The organism is Flaviaestuariibacter amylovorans, from assembly GCF_039541815.1.
GTDB classification, from domain to species: Bacteria; Bacteroidota; Bacteroidia; order Chitinophagales; family Chitinophagaceae; genus Flavisolibacter; species Flavisolibacter amylovorans.
This window is the reverse complement of sequence record NZ_BAABGY010000002.1, coordinates 319,824-337,247: the sequence shown is the minus strand read 5'-3', so window position 1 is coordinate 337,247 and position 17,424 is coordinate 319,824. Positions and strand designations below refer to the sequence as shown.

Here is a 17,424-nt window from a genome sequence, read left to right as displayed (position 1 = left end):
AAAGCCAATCTTTATACCCGCGAAGACCCGCCCGCCTTACCGTTTCAAACCGATAACAGCACGACCATGCCGAAGACCTTATCCGTATTTGTACTGCTCCTGTCCGTGATGGCGCTGCCCGCGGCCGCACAAGGCCCCTGGAACGGCAGGTCGGCCGCCGTGGTGTTGACGTACGACGACGCATTGAACGTGCACCAGACCACCGTGCTGCCCCTGCTCGACTCCCTCAACCTGAAAGCCACCTTCTACCTCACCGACAACGGCGGCCGCCTGCGGGCGCAGTTCCCGCGCTGGAAGAAGGCCGCCGCCAACGGGCACGAGCTGGGCAACCACAGCATCTACCACCCCTGCTCGGGCTCGCTGCCGGGACGTAGCTGGGTGCCCCCCGACTATGACCTGGACCGCTACACGCTGCGCCGCATGGCCGACGAGATCCGCAGCACCAACCTCCTGCTCGAGACCCTCGACGGAAAGAAGGAGCGCACCTTTGCCTACCCCTGCGCCGACACACGTATCCACGACACGCCCTACATCGATGCGGTGAAAAACGAGCTCGTTGCCGCGCGTCATGTGCGCCACGAGTTGCAGGACCCCGGCGCCGTCGATCCCTGGAACATCGCGGCCTACATGGTCAACGGCGAAAGCGGCGAAAAGCTGATCAGCCTCGTGAAGGAAGCGCAGGCGCAACGCAAGCTCCTCGTGTTCCTGTTTCACGGTGTAGGCGGGGAGCACAGCATCGACGTATCAACGGAAGCCCACCGCAGCCTCGTGCGCTACCTGAAGGGACAGAAGGACATCTGGGTTGCACCAATGGTGGACGTGGCCAAATTCATCCGCGCGAAGCAATCGCCCGCAACGGCCCACACACCCGGAGGCAACGTACCGGCACTGAAGAAGGTCTATGCGGAATACTTCCCGATGGGCGTCGCCGTATCGCCCCGGGCCCTCAAGACCGACGAGGCCGCACTCATCACGAAGCACTTCAGCTCGATGACCCCGGAGAACGCGATGAAGATGGGCCCCATCCACCCGAAGGAGCACGAATACTTCTGGAAAGACGCCGACAGCATTGCAGCCTTCGCGGCGCGTACCGGCATGAAGCTGCGCGGGCACACGCTCGTGTGGCATCACCAGACCCCAGACTGGATGTTCACCGACAGCAAGGGCGACACCGTAGGCCGCACCGTATTACTACAACGCCTGAAGGAACACATCTTTGCCGTGGCCGGCCGCTACAAGGGGAAGGTCTATGCCTGGGACGTGGCCAACGAGGTGATCTCCGACCGGCGCGACGAGTACCTGCGCCGCTCGCCCTGGCTCCGCATCATCGGCCCCGACTTCATCGACTCCGCCTTTACCTGGGCCCACCAGGCCGACCCCGCGGCGCAGCTGTTCTACAACGACTACAACGAGATCAGCCCCGTGAAGCGCGAGAAGATCTTCCGGCTGGTGAAAGGGCTCAAAGACCGCGGCATTCCGATCCATGGCCTCGGCTTGCAGGCGCACTGGGCGGTAAACGAGCCGGGCCGCGGGCAGCTCGACAGCACCCTGCAGCGCTTCGCGCAGCTGGGCGTGAACCTGCAGATCACTGAGCTCGACATATCCGTGTACCCGAAGGAGCACGATGCGCGCGCCCGCCCTGCCGAAGACAGCAACACCGCATTCAGCGCAGCGCGCGAGCAGCAGCAGCGGGAGGTGTACGGGATGACCTTCGAGCTGTTCCGGAAATACCGCCACGTGATCACCGGCGTCACGTTCTGGAACATCTCCGATCGCCACAGCTGGCTCGACGACTTCCCGGTGCAGGGACGCAAGGACTACCCCCTCCTCTTCGACGCGCAGTTACAGCCCAAGAAGGCGTTCTCCGACGTGATCCGCTTCGCGCAGGCCACATCCGGGAAGAAAGCATTATGACCCAACCCGATCCAAAGACAAGGTCCGGCAGTGCCGGACCTTGTCTTTGGAAGAGATGGATCGAAAGCAACAGCGAAGCAAGCAGCCCGTTTTCCGCCGTTGCTCATTTAATGCCATTCTGGAGGGCATAGCGTACGAGGTCGGCGTTGCTGCTGCACTTCATCTTGGTCAGCAGGCGCGCGCGGTAGGTGCTGACGGTGGTGGCGCTGAGGGCGAGCTGCGCGGCGATATCGGTAATGGCAGCGCCTGCCGCAAGCAGCCGGAACACTTCGAACTCGCGGTCGGAAAGCAACTCGTGGGGAGGGCGCCCGCTGCCGTGCTGCACCGTGGTGAGGAGGGTCTCCGCCGCACGCGCGGTGATGTATTTACGACCACCCAGCACGGTACGCACGGCACGGATCAACTCCTCGGGAGCGAGGTCTTTGCTCAGGTAGCCGGCAGCGCCCGCCCGCAGCACGCGCACGGCAAATTGCTCCTCGGGCAATCCGCTGACGATGAGTACGGGCAGCGACGGCGCCGCGACGTGAATCCGGTCAAGGGCGTCGAAGCCGGTGCACCCGTGTATGCTGATATCGGAGATCGCCAGGTCCCACGTTTCCCGCAACGCCCGTTGGAGCAGCGTGTCGAGGTCCTCTATTTCTACGATCTCGGAAGACGGATACTCCTCTTTCAGGATGTCGCGGATTCCGCGCCGTACAACCGGCTGCTCATCTGCGATCAGGATGCGAAGCATAGGGGTGCATTTAGTTCGGTGAACGATTGGAGGGAACACAAGGACGCGCGGCGGCAGCGCGTGACGCGGCGCAAGAGTGCACGGAAGCAGTGGCGGTGACGGGGAAGGCTGCACGGCAACAGCCCCGTCGGTTCAGTCGGGATCATAAGCAGTAAGTGGTCGTTGGCGCAGGGCGTGGCTTCTCGCAACAGGAATCGGAATCGGGAACCGGGCCATCGGCATTCCAATCGCATAGTGCGGAGGATGGGAAGGCGCCGGCAAGCTCCTTGTCGGAACAGGAACCCGCTGTGCTCAAAGGGCAGGAAGGATAAATCTACAGAAGCCCGTGGGATAAAACGAAGGGATGCGTCGGTATTTCTGCGCCCACCCGCGCGGTGCCCGAAAAATAACCCGGTTGGGGTATTGTACCGGTTCGGCCCTTTTTGTAGCACGGTGCCCTTGTCCGCTGCATCGCCTGGAAGCAAGAAGTCCCCGACCAGAGCGATAGCCTCCCGCCCTCTGCGTACAAGGCTTCGGAGCTGGCGAAAGAGAGGCGCGTTGGGCAGGCAGGCAGGTAGCCATACACCAGGAAAAGCGACAGCCTCCCAGGCGTTTGCGCCAAAGGATTTGCTTCCGGCGCCAGTGATGGGGGTTCGGTAGCACAACAGGCACTGGTGCATCAGGGAACCCGACAGCATTCTGTAGGGATGCGCGTTGGGCAGACCCCACCCAGAACAGAATCAGCACCCCTACGGGGTGCCGGGATCCATAGTTCATCCGCTTTGCGACCGAGCGCGTATCCCTACGGGATGCTCCAGCGGCAGCGAGCCTTCGGTGCAGACGCCCGGATGCGCGGGCGGCGAGGCATCTGATGCGAGCGCCGTGGATACAACGGTGAGCTCTTCGTTTTGGCAGGCACACCCGCATCGTACCCCTAACGAGACACTAAATACCGCTCTCGTTGCGCCGCGCGGCCAGGTATTTTTCCAGCGAGCGCCGCCCGAAGCGTTGAAAGACGACGGGCGTCACCACGATGTCGAGCAGCGTGGAGGAGATGAGCCCGCCCAGGATCACGGTGGCCACGGGGTAGAGGATCTCCTTGCCGGGAGCGGTCGGGTCGAGCGTGAGGGGAATGAGGGCAAGGGCCGCCACGAGGGCCGTCATCAGCACCGGCACGAGGCGCTCCTGCGAGCCCCGGATGATCATGGCGTCGCCGAAGGGCTCGCCCTCATGCTCCACGAGGTGGATGTAGTGGGAGATCATCATGATGCCGTTGCGCGAGGCGATGCCGGTGAGCGTGATGAAGCCCACGAGCGTGGCGATGGAGAACACGCCCCCGGTGAGCAGCACGGCCACCACCGAGCCGATGAGCGCCAGCGGTATGTTGAGCATGATCTGCGCGGCGATCGCCACCGACCTGAAGTGCGCGTACAGCACGAGGAAGATACCTGCGAACGAAAACAGGCTCAGGAGCAGGATGAGGCGGGACGCCGACTGCTGGCTTTCGAACTGGCCGCCCCATTCGGCATAGTAGCCGGTAGGCATGGTCACCTGCGCCTTTACGGCCGCCTGCATGTCGCGCACGGTGCTGCCCAGGTCGCGGCCCTGCACGTTGGCCGACACTACGATGCGGCGCTGCGTGTTTTCATGGTTTACTGCATTGATACTGTTCTCGAGGCTCACCGATGCGATCTGCCCGAGCGGCACCTGGGCGCCGCCGGCCGTCGCGATCGGGAGGGTCCGCACGGCTTCCGGGTCGGCGCGCAGCGAATCGCTGAGGCGCAGCACGAGGTCGAAGCTTTGCTGGCCCTGGAGCACCTGGCCCACCGTACGGCCATTGTAGAACGTTTCGAGCGCGCTGGCCACCGCCCCTGCCTGCAGGCCGTATTGCTCCACCCGGCTGCGGTCGATACGGATCATGAGCTGCGGGGTCATCACCTGGTTCTCTACCTGCGCATCCACGACGCCGTCCACGTTGCCGATGGCGGCCTGCACCTCGCCGGCGGTGCCCCGCAGCTGCGTCAGGTCGTTGCCGAAGACCTTGATAGCCACCTGGGCACGCACCCCCGAGAGGAGGTGGTCGAGGCGGTGCGAGATCGGTTGCCCGATGTTGACGTTCACGCCCTGCAGCGCCTCCAGGTTGTGCCGGATATCCTCGAGAATGGCGTCGCGCGGCCGGCCTCCCTCTCCACCCGTGAGGGCTACGTCGATCTCCGAGAAGCTCGGAGGCTCGGCGTGCTCGTCGAGCTCGGCGCGGCCGGTACGCCGCGAGGTGAGCGCCACCCCTTCCACCTTGAGGATCTGCTTTTCGGCGAGGCTGCCGATCTTGTTCGACTCCTCCAGCGAGGTGCCCGCAGGCGCCGTCAGGGTAACGGTAAAGGAGCCTTCGTTGAACGCAGGCAGGAACTCGGTACCGAAGAAAGGCACCAGCGCAAACGAGAGCAGGATGAGGAAGATAGAGCCGCCGATCACGAGGCGCGGACGGGCGAGGCTCCAGTGCAGGAGGCGCAGGTCCTTTCGCTTCAGCCACCGTACGAGCGGACTATCGGCTGCATCGCCCGCCGTAGAACTACGATCCACACTGCCCTCCGGAGCCGTAGCGCGCTTCCGCTTCCAGAAGTCCAGGCGCACGTGGCGCAGGCTGCGCGGGCTGTGCAGCAGGTAGCTGCAGAGGGCCGGCGTCACGGTGAGCGATACGAAGAGCGAGGCCACGATGGAGGTGATGTAGGCGATGCCCAGCGGCGCGAAGATGCGGCCCTCGATGCCCTGCAGGTAAAAGAGCGGCAGGAACACCAGCACTACGATGATGGTGGCGTACACGATGGAGTTGCGTACCTCGCTGCTCGCGTCGTAGATGACGCGCAGTAGCGGGCGCTGTTGCGCCGCGGGCAGGGCCCAGTTCTCGCGCAGGCGCCGGTACACGTTCTCCACATCCACGATGGCATCGTCGACGAGCTCGCCGATGGCGATGGCAAGGCCGCCCAGCGTCAGCGTGTTGATGGAGATCCCGAAGGCCTTGAACACGATGGCCGTGATGATGAGCGAGAGCGGGATCGCGGTGAGCGTGATGACCGTAGTGCGGAAGTTGAGCAGGAAAAGAAACAGGATGATGATGACGAGGATGAATCCGTCGCGCAGCGCGTGCTCCACGTTGGTGATGGAGTTGACGATAAAGCTCTTTTGCTGGAACACGTCGGTGTGGATCGTCACATCCCTGGGCAGCGTGGCCTGGATATCGGCCACGGCTGCCAGCACATCGTCGGTGAGGGTGACGGTACTGGCCGTGGGCTGCTTCTCGACGCTGAGCACCACCGCCGGCCGGCCGTTGAACGACCCGTCGCCCCGCTTGATGGCGCCCCCGAGCCGTACGTCGGCCACCTGCGCAAGGGTCACCACGGCGCCGTTGCTGCTCTTGACCACGGTTCTGGCAAGCTCGCGGATATCGGTGGTGCGGGCGATGTTGCGGATCAGCACCTCGGTTCCGGCGCGGTTGATGAAGCCGCCGGTGCTGTTGCGGTTACTGAGCTGCAGCGCAGCGTCCACTTCCTCGATCGTGACCCCGAACTGTTGCATGCGGGCCGGCGATACCAGCACCTGGTATTGCATGCGCTCGCCGCCGATGGGCACCACCTGCGAAACACCCCGGACGCTCATGAGGCGCCGGCGCACGGTAAAGTCGGCGATGGTGCGCAGGTCCATGGGCGATGTAGTATCGGAGGTGATGGCCAGCAGCATGATCTGGCCCATGATCGAGGAGATGGGCCCGAGCTGCGGCGTGATGCCTTCCGGCATTTCTACGGTCTGCAGCTTCTCGGCCACCAGCTGCCGCGCGCGGTAGATATCGGTGTCCCAGTCGAACTCCACGAACACCATGCCCAGGCCCGGCGACGCTACGGAGCGCACCACCTCCACACCGGGTGCGCCGTTGAGGGCCGTTTCCACGGGAAGGTTCGCCTGCGCCTCCACCTCCTCGGGCGCCATGCCTCCGGCCTCCAGGAAGATGGTCACCCGCGGGCGGTTGAGGTTGGGCAGTACATCTACGGGCAGGTTCACGAGCGTGATGAACCCGTAAACGAGCACCAGCGCACTCAAAGCGACCACGAAGAGCCGGTTGCGCAGCGAGAATTGGATGAGCCTGTTGAGCATGGTTCGGTGGGTTAAGAAAGAGAAAAGGAACACAGACAGAACGGATCGGGCGGAGCGGGACGGATGATGCGATCAGTATCATTCCGTAACATCGGTCTCATCCGTGTTCTTTCTCCCGGCAACGCCGGTGGAGGCATCGGTTCAATGATTACTGTGATCGCCGGCAGCGCCATGCCCGGCGTCGACTGCGGGCGCGCCTGTGCCTTTCGTGACGTTCCAGGTAAAGTCGATCGTGTGGATCGTTCCATCGGCGTTGAACTGCACCCAGCCGCGGTAGGTGCCGGGCTTTTCGATGGTCGTATGCAGGTCGAAGCGGCCGTTGGCGACTTCAGGGTGCACATGCAGGTACTCCTTTTCATTGAGCGAGATGAGCACGAAGTGCGCCTTGGCGCCGAGGTAGTTGTCGAGCGTATTCGCATCGATCTCCTTGCCCCCCTTTTTCACGACACCCGCGATGTGCAGCGGCGTGCCGGTCACCAGCTTGCCGCCGGCAGGCTGCAGCTCGAAGCTGTAATCGCCCGAGGTACCGGAAAGCTTTTCCTGGCTGAACGACTTCGCCGCGGGTGCCGTGCCGGCCACGTCGATGTCGATCTTGTCGACCACATGACCTCCGCCGCTCGGCTTGTAGTCGGCAAAGGCGGTGTATTTGCCCGGTGCGGGGAAGGTGGCCGGCACGGTGTAGGCGCCGCCCTCGGCGAACTCAGGGTGAATATGGTCGAACCAGGACAGGTCGTCGCTTACGAGAATGAGGTGGATCTTCTTCTCATGCTCCACGTCGAGTGCCACGGACTCGCTCTCTGCGCCTTTTTTCTTCGGTGTCAGGGAAAGTGTAACGGGCTTGCCGGGCGCGATAGCCGTGGGTGTGGCAGCGAACTGCATGAAGTAAGTTCCGCCGGCGTCGGGCGCGGCATCCGAGTGCTCGAGCTTCATGCCGCACTTGGGACAGGTGTCGCCTTCCTTGCCGGTGACCTCGGGGTGCATCGGGCAGCGATAGGCATGCTGGTGGCCATCGGCTGCGGCCGTAGAAGTACTGTCGGAGCTTCCTGTACCGGAGGTCTTGCTGTCGGAGCAGGCGGCGAGCAGGAGGACACTCGCCAATAGGATTGTTGTGATCTGTTTCATGTTTGGAGTTCTATGGGTTCTAAAAGTTTTTAAGGTTCTGAAGGTTCTTAGGGTTCTTAGGGTTCTTAAGGTCTTTAAGGTCTTTAAGGTTCTGAAGGATGTGCGAAAAAAGAGAATTAGTGGCTCCCCACGACTCGCTCACCCGCTCACTCGCTCACCTGCTCACTGCCCGAGGTAGATCATCTTCATCTGGTACACGTTCTCCGTTACGACGCGCTCGCCGGCTTCGACGCCGCGTACGATCGCCGTATACAGGGGGTTGCTTTCGCCTTTCTGCACAAAGGATACTGAATAGCCTTCCGCACGGTCCTTGATGAACACCGCCGGGCGCCCGCCGATGTCGGTAACGGCCGCTGCAGGCACTACCAGCTGCGCGATCCGGTCGGCACCGTAGTGCAGCACCCGCACGTTCTCACCGATACGGAACCTGCCGGCCGGCCGCAGCACCTCGAACACGGCGCGCTGCGCCTGGTTGCCCGGGTTCACGGATTGGGCCGTGGAAACAAGCCGCAGCGCATAGGCGGTTGTGTCCTGCCCCGAAAAGGCGACGAAGCGACCGCTCCGCGTGGCGGCCTCACTGCCTGCGTAGAGCTGCGTCTCAACGAACACCTGCTCCAGGTTGGTGATCTCGAAGAGCGTTTCGCCGCTGTTCACGACCGCCCCGATGGCGTAATTGAAGGTGCCCACTACGCCGCTGATCGGCGCCGTCAGCTGGATCATCCGCGTGCTGCCCAGGTTGCGGCCCAGGTTGGCGTTGAACAGCTGCAGGTTCTGCTGGGCCGCTTCGTAGCGCGCTCGGGCTTCGGTAACGTCTTTTTTGGCGGCGATGTCGGCGATGCTTTGCAGCCGCTCGTATTGTGCCCGCGCGGCTTTCACCTCGGCGTTCAGGGTATTGCGCTGCGCGATGATGTCGAGCTGCGTGCCGGCTTCCACCTGCTGCTCCACCACGGCCAGCACCTGGCCCCGGCGCACATCCTGGCCGGGCGCCACGCGGAGGGCGCGGATGGTGCCTGTTTGCGGCGTCTGGATCACGGCACGGCCCTGCGGAGCGGCGGCAACGGTGCCCCGCAGCTCGGCGGCCTGGTAAAACGAACCCGGACCCACCTTTTGCGTACCGATATCGAAGAGGAACTGCGCTTCCTTCTCCACCACGAACGCACCGGAGAGTGCACCGCCACCCGCCTTGCCACCGCCATGGTCATCGCCGCCATGAGCGGCACTCGGGTTCATCGCGGCGGTGGGCGCCAGTAGAAATACGAGCAGCACGGCCGTTGTGCCCCTGCGGTTGCGCCGGCGCATCAGCGCCCACATCAGCAGCAGCCCCGCCAGCAGGCCGCCGGCAGCCCATAGCCAAGGCTCCTCGTACCAATGGTGGTGCTCCTCTCCTTCCTCCGCCACCGCCAGCTTCTTACCTACCTCGAAGCGGGACACCTGCAGCAGGTCGGGGCCGGGGGCTGCGCCGATGCTGACCTGCAGGTCATAGCTCCCGTTGGCCGGGAAGGTGCCGCTGAGGCGGTAGATGCCCGTGTCGGTGCGGGTGGCGGTGATCGCCACGTTCGGCTTGCCGGCCACCTTGACGCTGAGCGATGCCGCGTCGATGGCCCGGTTACTGTTCGCCTCCGAAAGGAACAGCTGCCAGGTGCCGGCCGTGCCGGCCCTGAGCTCACCCCATTTGAGCAGCACCTCGTACTTATCCGAGAGCGCTTCGCTGCTGAAGTACCGGGCGCCGGCTGAGGCCGCAGCCTTCTTCACGTCGTGGTCGTCGCCGTCGTGCGCCCTTGCGGCACCGAAAAGAATCGTCAGGAGCAGTAGGGAAAGGATGTGTTTCATTACAGGGATCCGTTTAAGTAGTTGACTTCGATGACGGCCTCGTTGTAGGCGCGCTGCGCCTCCAGGTATCCGGTTTGTATATCGAACGCGGCGATGAGGTTGCGGAGCGACTCGATATAATTAAGCTCGCCGCCCGCGAAGAGCCGGCGCGATACTTCGATGATGGCGGCGGCCTGCCCGAGTGCCGTTGTATGGTAGTACCCGAGCGTGCGGCGCTCGCGGGCGAGGCTTGCCAGGGCCTGCCGGTAGCGGGCGTTGAGGCGCTCGCGCTCCAGGGCCTGCAGGGCCTGCGCGCTTTCGATGCCGCTCTGCGCCGCGGCCATGCGCGACCGGTTCTGCCGCCGCCATACCGGTACCGTGATGCCGGCCTGCAGCCCGAGGGGGCGCTCCGCATCACGGGTGGTGGGAAACAACGGGCCTGCGTAGAACTGCGGTCCCTGCTCGGCGCGCTGCAGCGCCAGTTCGCGTTGGGCAATGGCCACCTGCTGCGCGAGGAGTTGCTGCTGCACGTTTCCCTGCGCCGTGTCACCGCCCAGGCTTATGACCTCGGCACCCAGCGGCGCCACCACGAACGTGTCGCGAAGGGCCGTATAGAAGCGGAACAGCTCGAGCTCGGCGGCGAGGTCGGCGCGGGCCCGCTCCCACTCGTTGTGCACTTTATCGGCCTGGGTCACGGCATTGAGCTCCTCGAGCTTGTTGATCTGGCCGGCGGCGAAGAAGCGGCGGGCCGACTCCCGGATGGCGCCGTAGATGCTGTCCTGCACCGCCAGGAGGCGGATGCGCTCCGAGAAGTATTGGAGTTGCAGGTAGCTGAGGCGCACGTCGCGCTTCAGGTCGTATTGTGCGCCCCGGAGCTGCAGCTGCGCACCGCGGATGCGCTCGCTTTGCAGCGCCCTGCGGCCCCGGTACACGCCGGGCAGCGAGAAGTTCTGCTGCACGCCGATGAGCAGCGGCTCGTAGGGCGTCACCTCGAAGGTCACTTGCGGGTTCTGCAGCTCGGCGGCGCCGCGCAGCAGTTGCTGCTGCTGGGTCACGGTGAGTTCCGCGGCGCGCAGGTTGCGGCTGTTGGCCAGCGCACGGGCCACGGCCGTGTCGGGCGGGAGCACCTGTTGCCCGGAGGCCCGCAGCCACATCGAAAGGAAGAGCAGGAAAAGAAACGGTCGCATGTAGTCAGGTTCTGTTCAGGCAAAAGGGGAACGCTTCCCGGAAGGGAAAAGGCTTTTGGCTTACTGCAGGCTAAATCTGGAAGGACTGGATGATGATCCTGAGGTCCGGTATCGTGGCCGGGGGCCGCCATCGGAACGGCGGAATGGTGGTGCGCTGCAGCAGCGGGGCTGGTGCGGTGAAGGAAAAATGGTCGGGCCAGGGTGCCGGCACAAAGAATACCGGCGGCGCTTCCACGGTGCGGGCCGGCGACTTGTCGGCCTTCTCGAATGCGGCCACCTTACCGGAGCAGCAGTCTGCAGACCCGTTCTGGTCGTCTGCAGGCGCATCGTGGTGCTGCCCGCTGTGCTCATGGGCATGCTGCACGCCGTTGGCATGCCGGTGCTCCTCGGTGCCGGCCGCGCCGTGGTGGTGCCAGCCATGCACCGAAGCGCTCAGGGCACAGGCGGCACCCAGCACCGTGCCGGCGCAGAGCACCAGCAGCAGCACGAGGGCTTTCCAGTATGAGGAGCGGGAGCGCATGGTTGATACAAATGTAACGGCCGGGCCGGATTAAAAGTTGACCGGGGTCCCGATGCCCGGCCCGGCCGTAGTGTTTAAAAAAATGTACCAGCGGTCGCTCAGGCGAGGGGCTCGGCGTTGTAGCCGGCCCGCTGCACGGCTTCGATCACGGCGGGCGCATTCACCTTCGGATCGTCGGCCGTTACGGTGAGTACTTTCGCCGGGTCCTGCGTATCTACCTGCCAGTTGCCGGCGCCGACGGCGCTGTCGAGGTGCGGGGTGCTGGCAGCGATGCAGCCGGAGCACTTGATGTTCGTCTTGAATTTCAGGGTTTGCATAACAAGGGTTTTTGTTTGAGGACACAAAGGTGACCCACGCTATAGGCCCTGCTGTTATACGATCACGGCAACCGGTTATATAATTCGTGGACCGCTTCGCGCACCGGTTATCCCTCCCTAACTTGCATCCATCGATGAACCTGCAGATCAAGAATATGGTGTGCGATCGCTGCATCCTCGTGGTGCGGCAGCTGCTCGACGGCCTCGGCCTCCCCTACCGCAACGTGCAGCTGGGCACCGTGGAGCTCGCGGAAGAGCCGGGCGCGGAGCGCCTCGCCACGCTGCGGGAGCAGCTTGCCGGGCTCGGCTTCGAGCTGCTCGACGACAAGCGCACGGCCCTCGTGAACCGGATCAAAAGCACCCTCATCCAGCTGGTGCACCACAACGGCAGCGAAGAGCTCAATAAGAAATTGTCTGTCTATTTATCGGAGACGCTCGGCAAGGACTACCACAGCCTCTCCACGCTTTTCTCCTCAGTAGAAGGCGTCACCATCGAAAAATACGTGATCCGCCAGCGCATCGAGCGGGCGAAGGAGCTGCTGCTGTACGATGAGCGCTCCATCAACGACATCGCCTTCGACCTGGGCTACAGCTCCGTGCAGCACCTTTCGCAACAGTTCAAGAAGGTAACGGGCCTCACGCCTTCACATTTCCGCAGCCTGAAGGAGCACAAGCGGACGCCGCTGGATAAGATTTAGCAGTGCTTCACGGGAGCACTCCGCTGTTGGTCGTAAGGCGTGAGCTGAGCTTTTCGAAACGACTGGCTTCTGCTCCTACCGGTACGGTTTTCCAGTGCCCCGTTATTCGGGAACCAGGGCGATCACTTTGTCGGTCTGTTACCGCTACTTTAGCAGCAGGCTTAACTCCACAGCATGGACCTGCAACTGCGCACCCGCCCTCATCACCTGTACCTGCTCTTCATCCTGGTCTTTATTGCAGGGGCGGCCACCAGCGGCGAACATACCGTCGACATTCACCTGCACGACACCTACTACGTTATTGCCTACCCGCATTTCTTCGGCGCTTGTGCTATCCTGTTGGCGGTCTTATGGCTACTGTCTGCTGCGTGCCGGCGCATCCTGCTGTCGCCCGCGCTGAGCTGGCTGCACGTCGTCCTTATACTGCTGTTCGTCGCCTTTGTGCTGGGCCATTTCTGGACCTACCGGAGCTTCCGGAAACAGTACTTCGACGTGGGAAGCTGGCGACGCATGGAAGGCCTGCAACGGCTCGCCATCTACAGCCTTCTTTCCGGGATGGGCGTCCTGATGGTCAACATCCTGGGCGGAGGCGTCCGCAGGCTCATGCGGCGCCGGGGTCACTAGTGAAAGCTGCAAGCAGCTTTTTCACGCGGCGGCGCAACGTGGGGCGTCGCGGCGGAAGACTACAAGCCAGTGATCAATGATTCGATCGCTTCGCTGCGCCGCCCTTCGCCGCGTCGCCGCGTGGAATGGGCCGCTTGCGGCCTGGCTGGTCCTTCCCTTAACGCAAATTTCCATTTAGAACAGGCTGCTCAGTACGCGGTAGATGAGCCAGACCATCCCGATCATCAGCAGCAGGAGTACGAGCAGCACGGGCAGGATCACCTTCCATGCGGAGCCGCGGTGACGTCCTTCGACGTAGTGTTCCTGCATGAGGCGCAGGTTGCGGCTGTTGGCCTTGAAGGCGAAGTCGAAGAGGTCGCCCACGAAGGGGATCGCACCGATGAGCATGTCGAGCACCACGTTGAGTACCATCCGCGCCATCACGTAGCCGCTTGCGCCGTTGCGGGCCATGATGGTGAGGAGGTAGCAGGATACCGCAAAGGTGGTGACGTCGCCCGCGCCGGGGATAAGCCCGATGAGCCCGTCGAGTCCGAACCGGAAGCCGGTGCCGGGCACCCGGAACTGCTTGTCCATCAGCTTGGTGATCACGCCTACGTGCCTCAGCGGATCGTTTGCAGGGGTTGCGCTGTTCATAAGGGCGAAAATGCAAATGCGTTGCCAGATTAGGCGTGTGTTCTTCGTTCCGTGTTCCCTGTTCCCTGTTCCCTGTTCCCTGTTCCGTGTTCCGTGTTCCGTGTTCCCACGGCTGAAGCCGTGGGCTGGTAAAAATCGGAAACCCATGGCTGAAGCCATGGGCTGGTGGACCCGATCATTCCGTGTTCCCTGTTCCTTATTCCCTGTTCCCATGTTCTACCCTTCGCCATTCAATATTCGTTATTCGATATTCCCTACCTTGTCCCCACTTATGAGACTCCTCCTGCTGCTCCTCCTCCTCGTTCTTGGCACCACCACCGCTTTCGCGCAGGCCCCCGACAGCCTGCGCTGCCTGCCCTGCGGCAGCGATTGCGACAAAGCGACCTATACCAAGGCCGGCAACTGCCCGCATTGCGGAATGGCGCTGGTGCCGGCGGCCTCGATCCGCTTCCGGGAAGTGGCGCCCGACAGCATCTGCGCCTATATCCAGGCGCATCCCGGCGCCCTGCTGCTCGACGTGCGCACCAAAGCAGAGTTCGAAGGAAAGGCAGACCCCGACTTCGGCACCCTGAAAGGCGCCATCAACATCCCCATCGGTGAGCTCGCGCAACGGCTGCCGGAGCTCGCTTCCCACAAAGAGCGGGCGATCATCGTCTTCTGCTCGCACAGCCACCGGAGCCCGCAGGCCGCCTACCTCCTCACACAGAACGGGTTCACCAACGTCACCAACCTCTCCGGAGGCATGAGCGTCGTCAAAGAGCCATCCTGCAAGCGATAAAGCCTTTAAGGAGTTGTTTGCCTTAAAGTACCTTGGATTAAGAGAGGCCGCAAGCGGCCTCCGCACGCAGCGACGCGACGCCGCAGCGTCTTTCGACAAGCCCGGATTAACGTTGTTTTCTTCGTCGCGCCGTTGCGCCGTGGCGCCGCCGCGTGAAAAAGTCGCTTGCGACCTCCTCTTCCCCACGAATTATATACAATCGGCACCGCATCCTGTAAGAATACCACCCACCGGTGTCCGGAGCTTTGCACAAAAGAACCGGATATGTCAACCCATACCACCCCGGTGCCGCGTACGAGCAGCGGCATCGTCAAAGAAACCTTTCCCGTGCTGGAGATGACCTGTGCCGCCTGTGCGGTGAGCGTGGAGTCGATGCTCCGCTCGGTCGACGGCGTAGCCGACGCGGGCGTCAACTTTGCCAATGCATCGGCCTGGGTCACCTACGACCCGCAACGGGCCACACCCGTACAACTACAATCCACCGTGCGCGCCATCGGCTACGACCTCGTGATCGAAAAAGAAGGCGCCGCCGAAGTGCAGGAGGCTGCGCAGGCGCGCCATTATCGTCACCTGCAGCGCCGCATGCTCTGGGCCGCCCTCCTGTCGGCACCTCTCGTGGTCATCGGTATGTTCTTCATGAATATGCCCTATGCCAACTGGATCATGCTGGCGCTGGCCACGCCCGTGGTGGGCTGGATTGGCCGCGACTTCTTCCGCAACGCCTGGAAGCAGGGCCGTCATGGCCGCGCCAACATGGATACGCTCGTAGCGCTCAGCACCGGCATCGCCTACGGCTTCAGCCTGTTCAACACGGTGTACCCCGAATTCTGGCACCGTCGTGGCCTGCATGCGCATGTCTACTTCGAAGCGGCGGCGGTGGTGATCGCTTTTATTTCGCTGGGCAAGCTGCTCGAGGAAAAAGCAAAGTCCAACACTTCGTCGGCCCTGCGCAAGCTGATCGGGTTGCAGCCGAAGACGGTGCACCGCATCGATGCGTCGGGCGCCGTGCAGGAAGTACCGGCAGCAGCCGTGCAAAAAGGCGATGTGCTGCTGGTGAAGCCCGGGGAGCGAATCCCGGCAGACGGCACCCTCATCGGCGGCGCGTCGTACGTGGATGAAAGCGCCATCAACGGCGAGCCCGTGCCGGTACTGAAGGAGGCAGGCGCAGCCGTATCCGGAGGCTCCATCAACGGCAACGGCTCCTTCCGCTTCCGCGCAGAAAAAGTGGGCGCCGACACGCTGCTGGCAGGCATCATCCGGGCCGTACGCGAAGCACAGGGCTCGCGGGCGCCGGTGCAACGGCTGGTAGACCGCATCGCCGGCATCTTCGTACCGGTGGTGCTGGGCATCGCCGTGCTCACCTTCCTGGCGTGGATGCTGCTGGGCGGCACGCATGCCTTCACCCACGCGCTCCTCACCTCCATTACGGTACTCGTCATCGCCTGTCCGTGTGCGCTCGGGCTGGCCACGCCAACGGCCATCATGGTGGGCGTGGGCAAAGGCGCGGAGCAGGGCCTCCTCATCCGCGATGCCGAAAGCCTCGAGCTCGCCCACCGCGTTACCGACGTGGTGTTGGATAAAACGGGTACCATCACCGAGGGCCGGCCCCGGGTAACCGGAATGCAGTTCGCGGAGGCTGCAGATGAAAAGAAGCTGCAGCGCATCCTGCTTTCCCTCGAGGAGCAGTCGGAGCACCCGCTGGCAAGGGCCATCGCGGCCCATCTCGAGGAGGAGGGCGCTGCCCCCGTGGCGCTGGAGCGGATCGAAAGCCAAACCGGCAGGGGCATCGTAGCGGATTATGAAGGTGCGCGCTACAGCGTCGGCAACCGGGCGCTCCTGGAGGAGCAGGGAGCCGTACCCGATGAACAACTGGAAACAGTGGCTGCGCGCTGGCGGGCCGAGGCGCGTACCGTGCTGTTCTTTGCGCGCGAAAAAGCCATCGTGGCGGTCGTCGCCATTGCCGACAGCGTGAAGCCGGGATCGGCCGCGGCGGTCGCTGCGCTCAAAGGGCGCGGCATCCGGGTGCATCTCCTCACCGGCGACAATCCCGAAACCGCCGCAGCCGTGGCCGCGCAGGTGGGCATCGACGCGTACCGCGCCGGGCAGCTACCGGCCGATAAGGCAGCATATATCAAGCGCCTGCAAGAGGCGGGAAGCGTGGTGGCGATGGCCGGCGACGGCATCAACGACGCACCGGCGCTGGCGCAGGCCGACGTGAGCATCGCCATGGGCCGCGGCTCCGACATCGCCCTCGACGCCGCCCGCATGACACTGCTTTCATCAGACCTGAACGGCATTCCGAAGGCGCTGTCGCTCTCGCGCGGCACGGTGCGCACGATCCGGCAGAATCTCTTCTGGGCTTTTATCTATAACCTCGTGGGCATCCCGCTGGCGGCCGGGGTCCTGTACCCGGTCAACGGCTTCCTGCTCGACCCGATGATCGCCGGAGCGGCGATGGCGCTCAGCTCCGTATCGGTAGTGGGCAATAGCCTGCGGCTGAAGTGGAGCAAGTTGTGAGATGTTTGATGTTGCGCTTGCTACGCTACAATAGTCCTGCCTGCGGCAGGACTATTTCACACGGCGGCACAGCGGCGCGGCGACTCGGCGTTTGGGAATGTTTTACCGGCGCAAGCGCCTACCTTTTCTTAAGGATCGACGCGGGTTTCTCGCGGAGACGCAAAGATGCAGGGCACGCAAAGACCAATTATGCCCAGAAGGCAGGACTCTATCATCCCAACGTCATTGCTAGCGCAGCGAAGCAATCTCCTCAACTTGCGGAGTGTTTCCTAATGCTGCGCTCTATGAACCACTCCGCGTAACGTAGGAGATTGCTTCGTTGATGGCCGCCTACGCATAACGCATTATTCTTTGCGTGCTCCGCGCCTTTGCGTCTCCGCGTGAGACCCGCGGCCCGCTTTGAGAAAAGCAAGGCCGCCTGCGGTCGCCAAATCCAGAAGGAGTTCC

13 protein-coding genes are annotated in these 17,424 nt (G+C 63.2%); 5 read left to right on the top strand and 8 right to left on the bottom strand.

Translation table 11 applies throughout. From position 1 onward, the window contains the following. The first annotated feature begins 66 nt into the window (after positions 1–66). Positions 67–1,914: an endo-1,4-beta-xylanase gene (locus tag ABD937_RS03825; protein ID WP_345253544.1), complete on the top strand. Its 1,848-nt coding sequence runs from the start codon at positions 67–69 to the stop codon at positions 1,912–1,914. Positions 1,915–2,017: 103 nt separating this feature from the next. Here the strand turns inward: ABD937_RS03825 and ABD937_RS03820 are convergent, their stop codons facing one another. The 7 genes from ABD937_RS03820 to ABD937_RS03790 all read right to left on the bottom strand — a co-directional run bounded on the left by ABD937_RS03820 (position 2,018) and on the right by ABD937_RS03790 (position 11,727). Beyond that, positions 2,018–2,647, bottom strand: a complete 630-nt coding sequence (locus tag ABD937_RS03820) for a response regulator (RefSeq protein ID WP_345253543.1) — start codon at positions 2,645–2,647, stop codon at positions 2,018–2,020. A 924-nt stretch (positions 2,648–3,571) separates the two neighbouring features. Beyond that, entirely contained in the window at positions 3,572–6,772 is a 3,201-nt protein-coding gene (locus ABD937_RS03815) for an efflux RND transporter permease subunit (protein WP_345253542.1), read from the bottom strand. 141 nt (positions 6,773–6,913) lie between these two features. Then, on the bottom strand, positions 6,914–7,894 hold the full coding sequence (locus tag ABD937_RS03810) for a heavy metal-binding domain-containing protein (RefSeq protein ID WP_345253540.1): 981 nt from the start codon (positions 7,892–7,894) through the stop codon (positions 6,914–6,916). 162 nt (positions 7,895–8,056) lie between these two features. Beyond that, positions 8,057–9,724: an efflux RND transporter periplasmic adaptor subunit gene (locus ABD937_RS03805; protein ID WP_345253538.1), complete on the bottom strand. Its 1,668-nt coding sequence runs from the start codon at positions 9,722–9,724 to the stop codon at positions 8,057–8,059. Next, positions 9,724–10,890, bottom strand: a complete 1,167-nt coding sequence (locus tag ABD937_RS03800) for a TolC family protein (protein WP_345253536.1) — start codon at positions 10,888–10,890, stop codon at positions 9,724–9,726. Before ABD937_RS03800 ends, ABD937_RS03805 begins: the two co-directional genes overlap by 1 nt. Positions 10,891–10,960: 70 nt before the next feature. Next, positions 10,961–11,410: a hypothetical protein gene (locus tag ABD937_RS03795; protein WP_345253535.1), complete on the bottom strand. Its 450-nt coding sequence runs from the start codon at positions 11,408–11,410 to the stop codon at positions 10,961–10,963. A gap of 98 nt (positions 11,411–11,508) precedes the next feature. Then, complete coding sequence (locus tag ABD937_RS03790) at positions 11,509–11,727, bottom strand: heavy-metal-associated domain-containing protein (protein ID WP_345253534.1); 219 nt, start codon at positions 11,725–11,727, stop codon at positions 11,509–11,511. A gap of 134 nt (positions 11,728–11,861) precedes the next feature. Here ABD937_RS03790 and ABD937_RS03785 point away from each other — a divergent pair, with 134 nt between their 5' ends. Then, complete coding sequence (locus ABD937_RS03785) at positions 11,862–12,425, top strand: helix-turn-helix domain-containing protein (protein WP_345253532.1); 564 nt, start codon at positions 11,862–11,864, stop codon at positions 12,423–12,425. A gap of 174 nt (positions 12,426–12,599) precedes the next feature. Continuing rightward, complete coding sequence (locus ABD937_RS03780) at positions 12,600–13,049, top strand: hypothetical protein (protein ID WP_345253530.1); 450 nt, start codon at positions 12,600–12,602, stop codon at positions 13,047–13,049. A 174-nt stretch (positions 13,050–13,223) separates the two neighbouring features. Here the strand turns inward: ABD937_RS03780 and ABD937_RS03775 are convergent, their stop codons facing one another. Further along, a complete protein-coding gene (locus tag ABD937_RS03775; RefSeq protein ID WP_345253528.1) occupies positions 13,224–13,682 on the bottom strand; it encodes a DUF4112 domain-containing protein in 459 nt (152 codons plus the stop codon). A gap of 271 nt (positions 13,683–13,953) precedes the next feature. Between ABD937_RS03775 and ABD937_RS03770 the strand changes: the two genes are divergently transcribed. Together ABD937_RS03770 and ABD937_RS03765 are read left to right on the top strand one after the other, a co-directional pair. After that, the gene (locus tag ABD937_RS03770; protein ID WP_345253526.1) at positions 13,954–14,460 is read left to right on the top strand and encodes a rhodanese-like domain-containing protein; all 507 of its coding nucleotides are present in this window, start codon (positions 13,954–13,956) and stop codon (positions 14,458–14,460) included. Between the two features lie 264 nt (positions 14,461–14,724). Then, a complete protein-coding gene (locus ABD937_RS03765; protein WP_345253524.1) occupies positions 14,725–16,977 on the top strand; it encodes a heavy metal translocating P-type ATPase in 2,253 nt (750 codons plus the stop codon). The last annotated feature ends 447 nt before the right edge of the window (positions 16,978–17,424 follow it).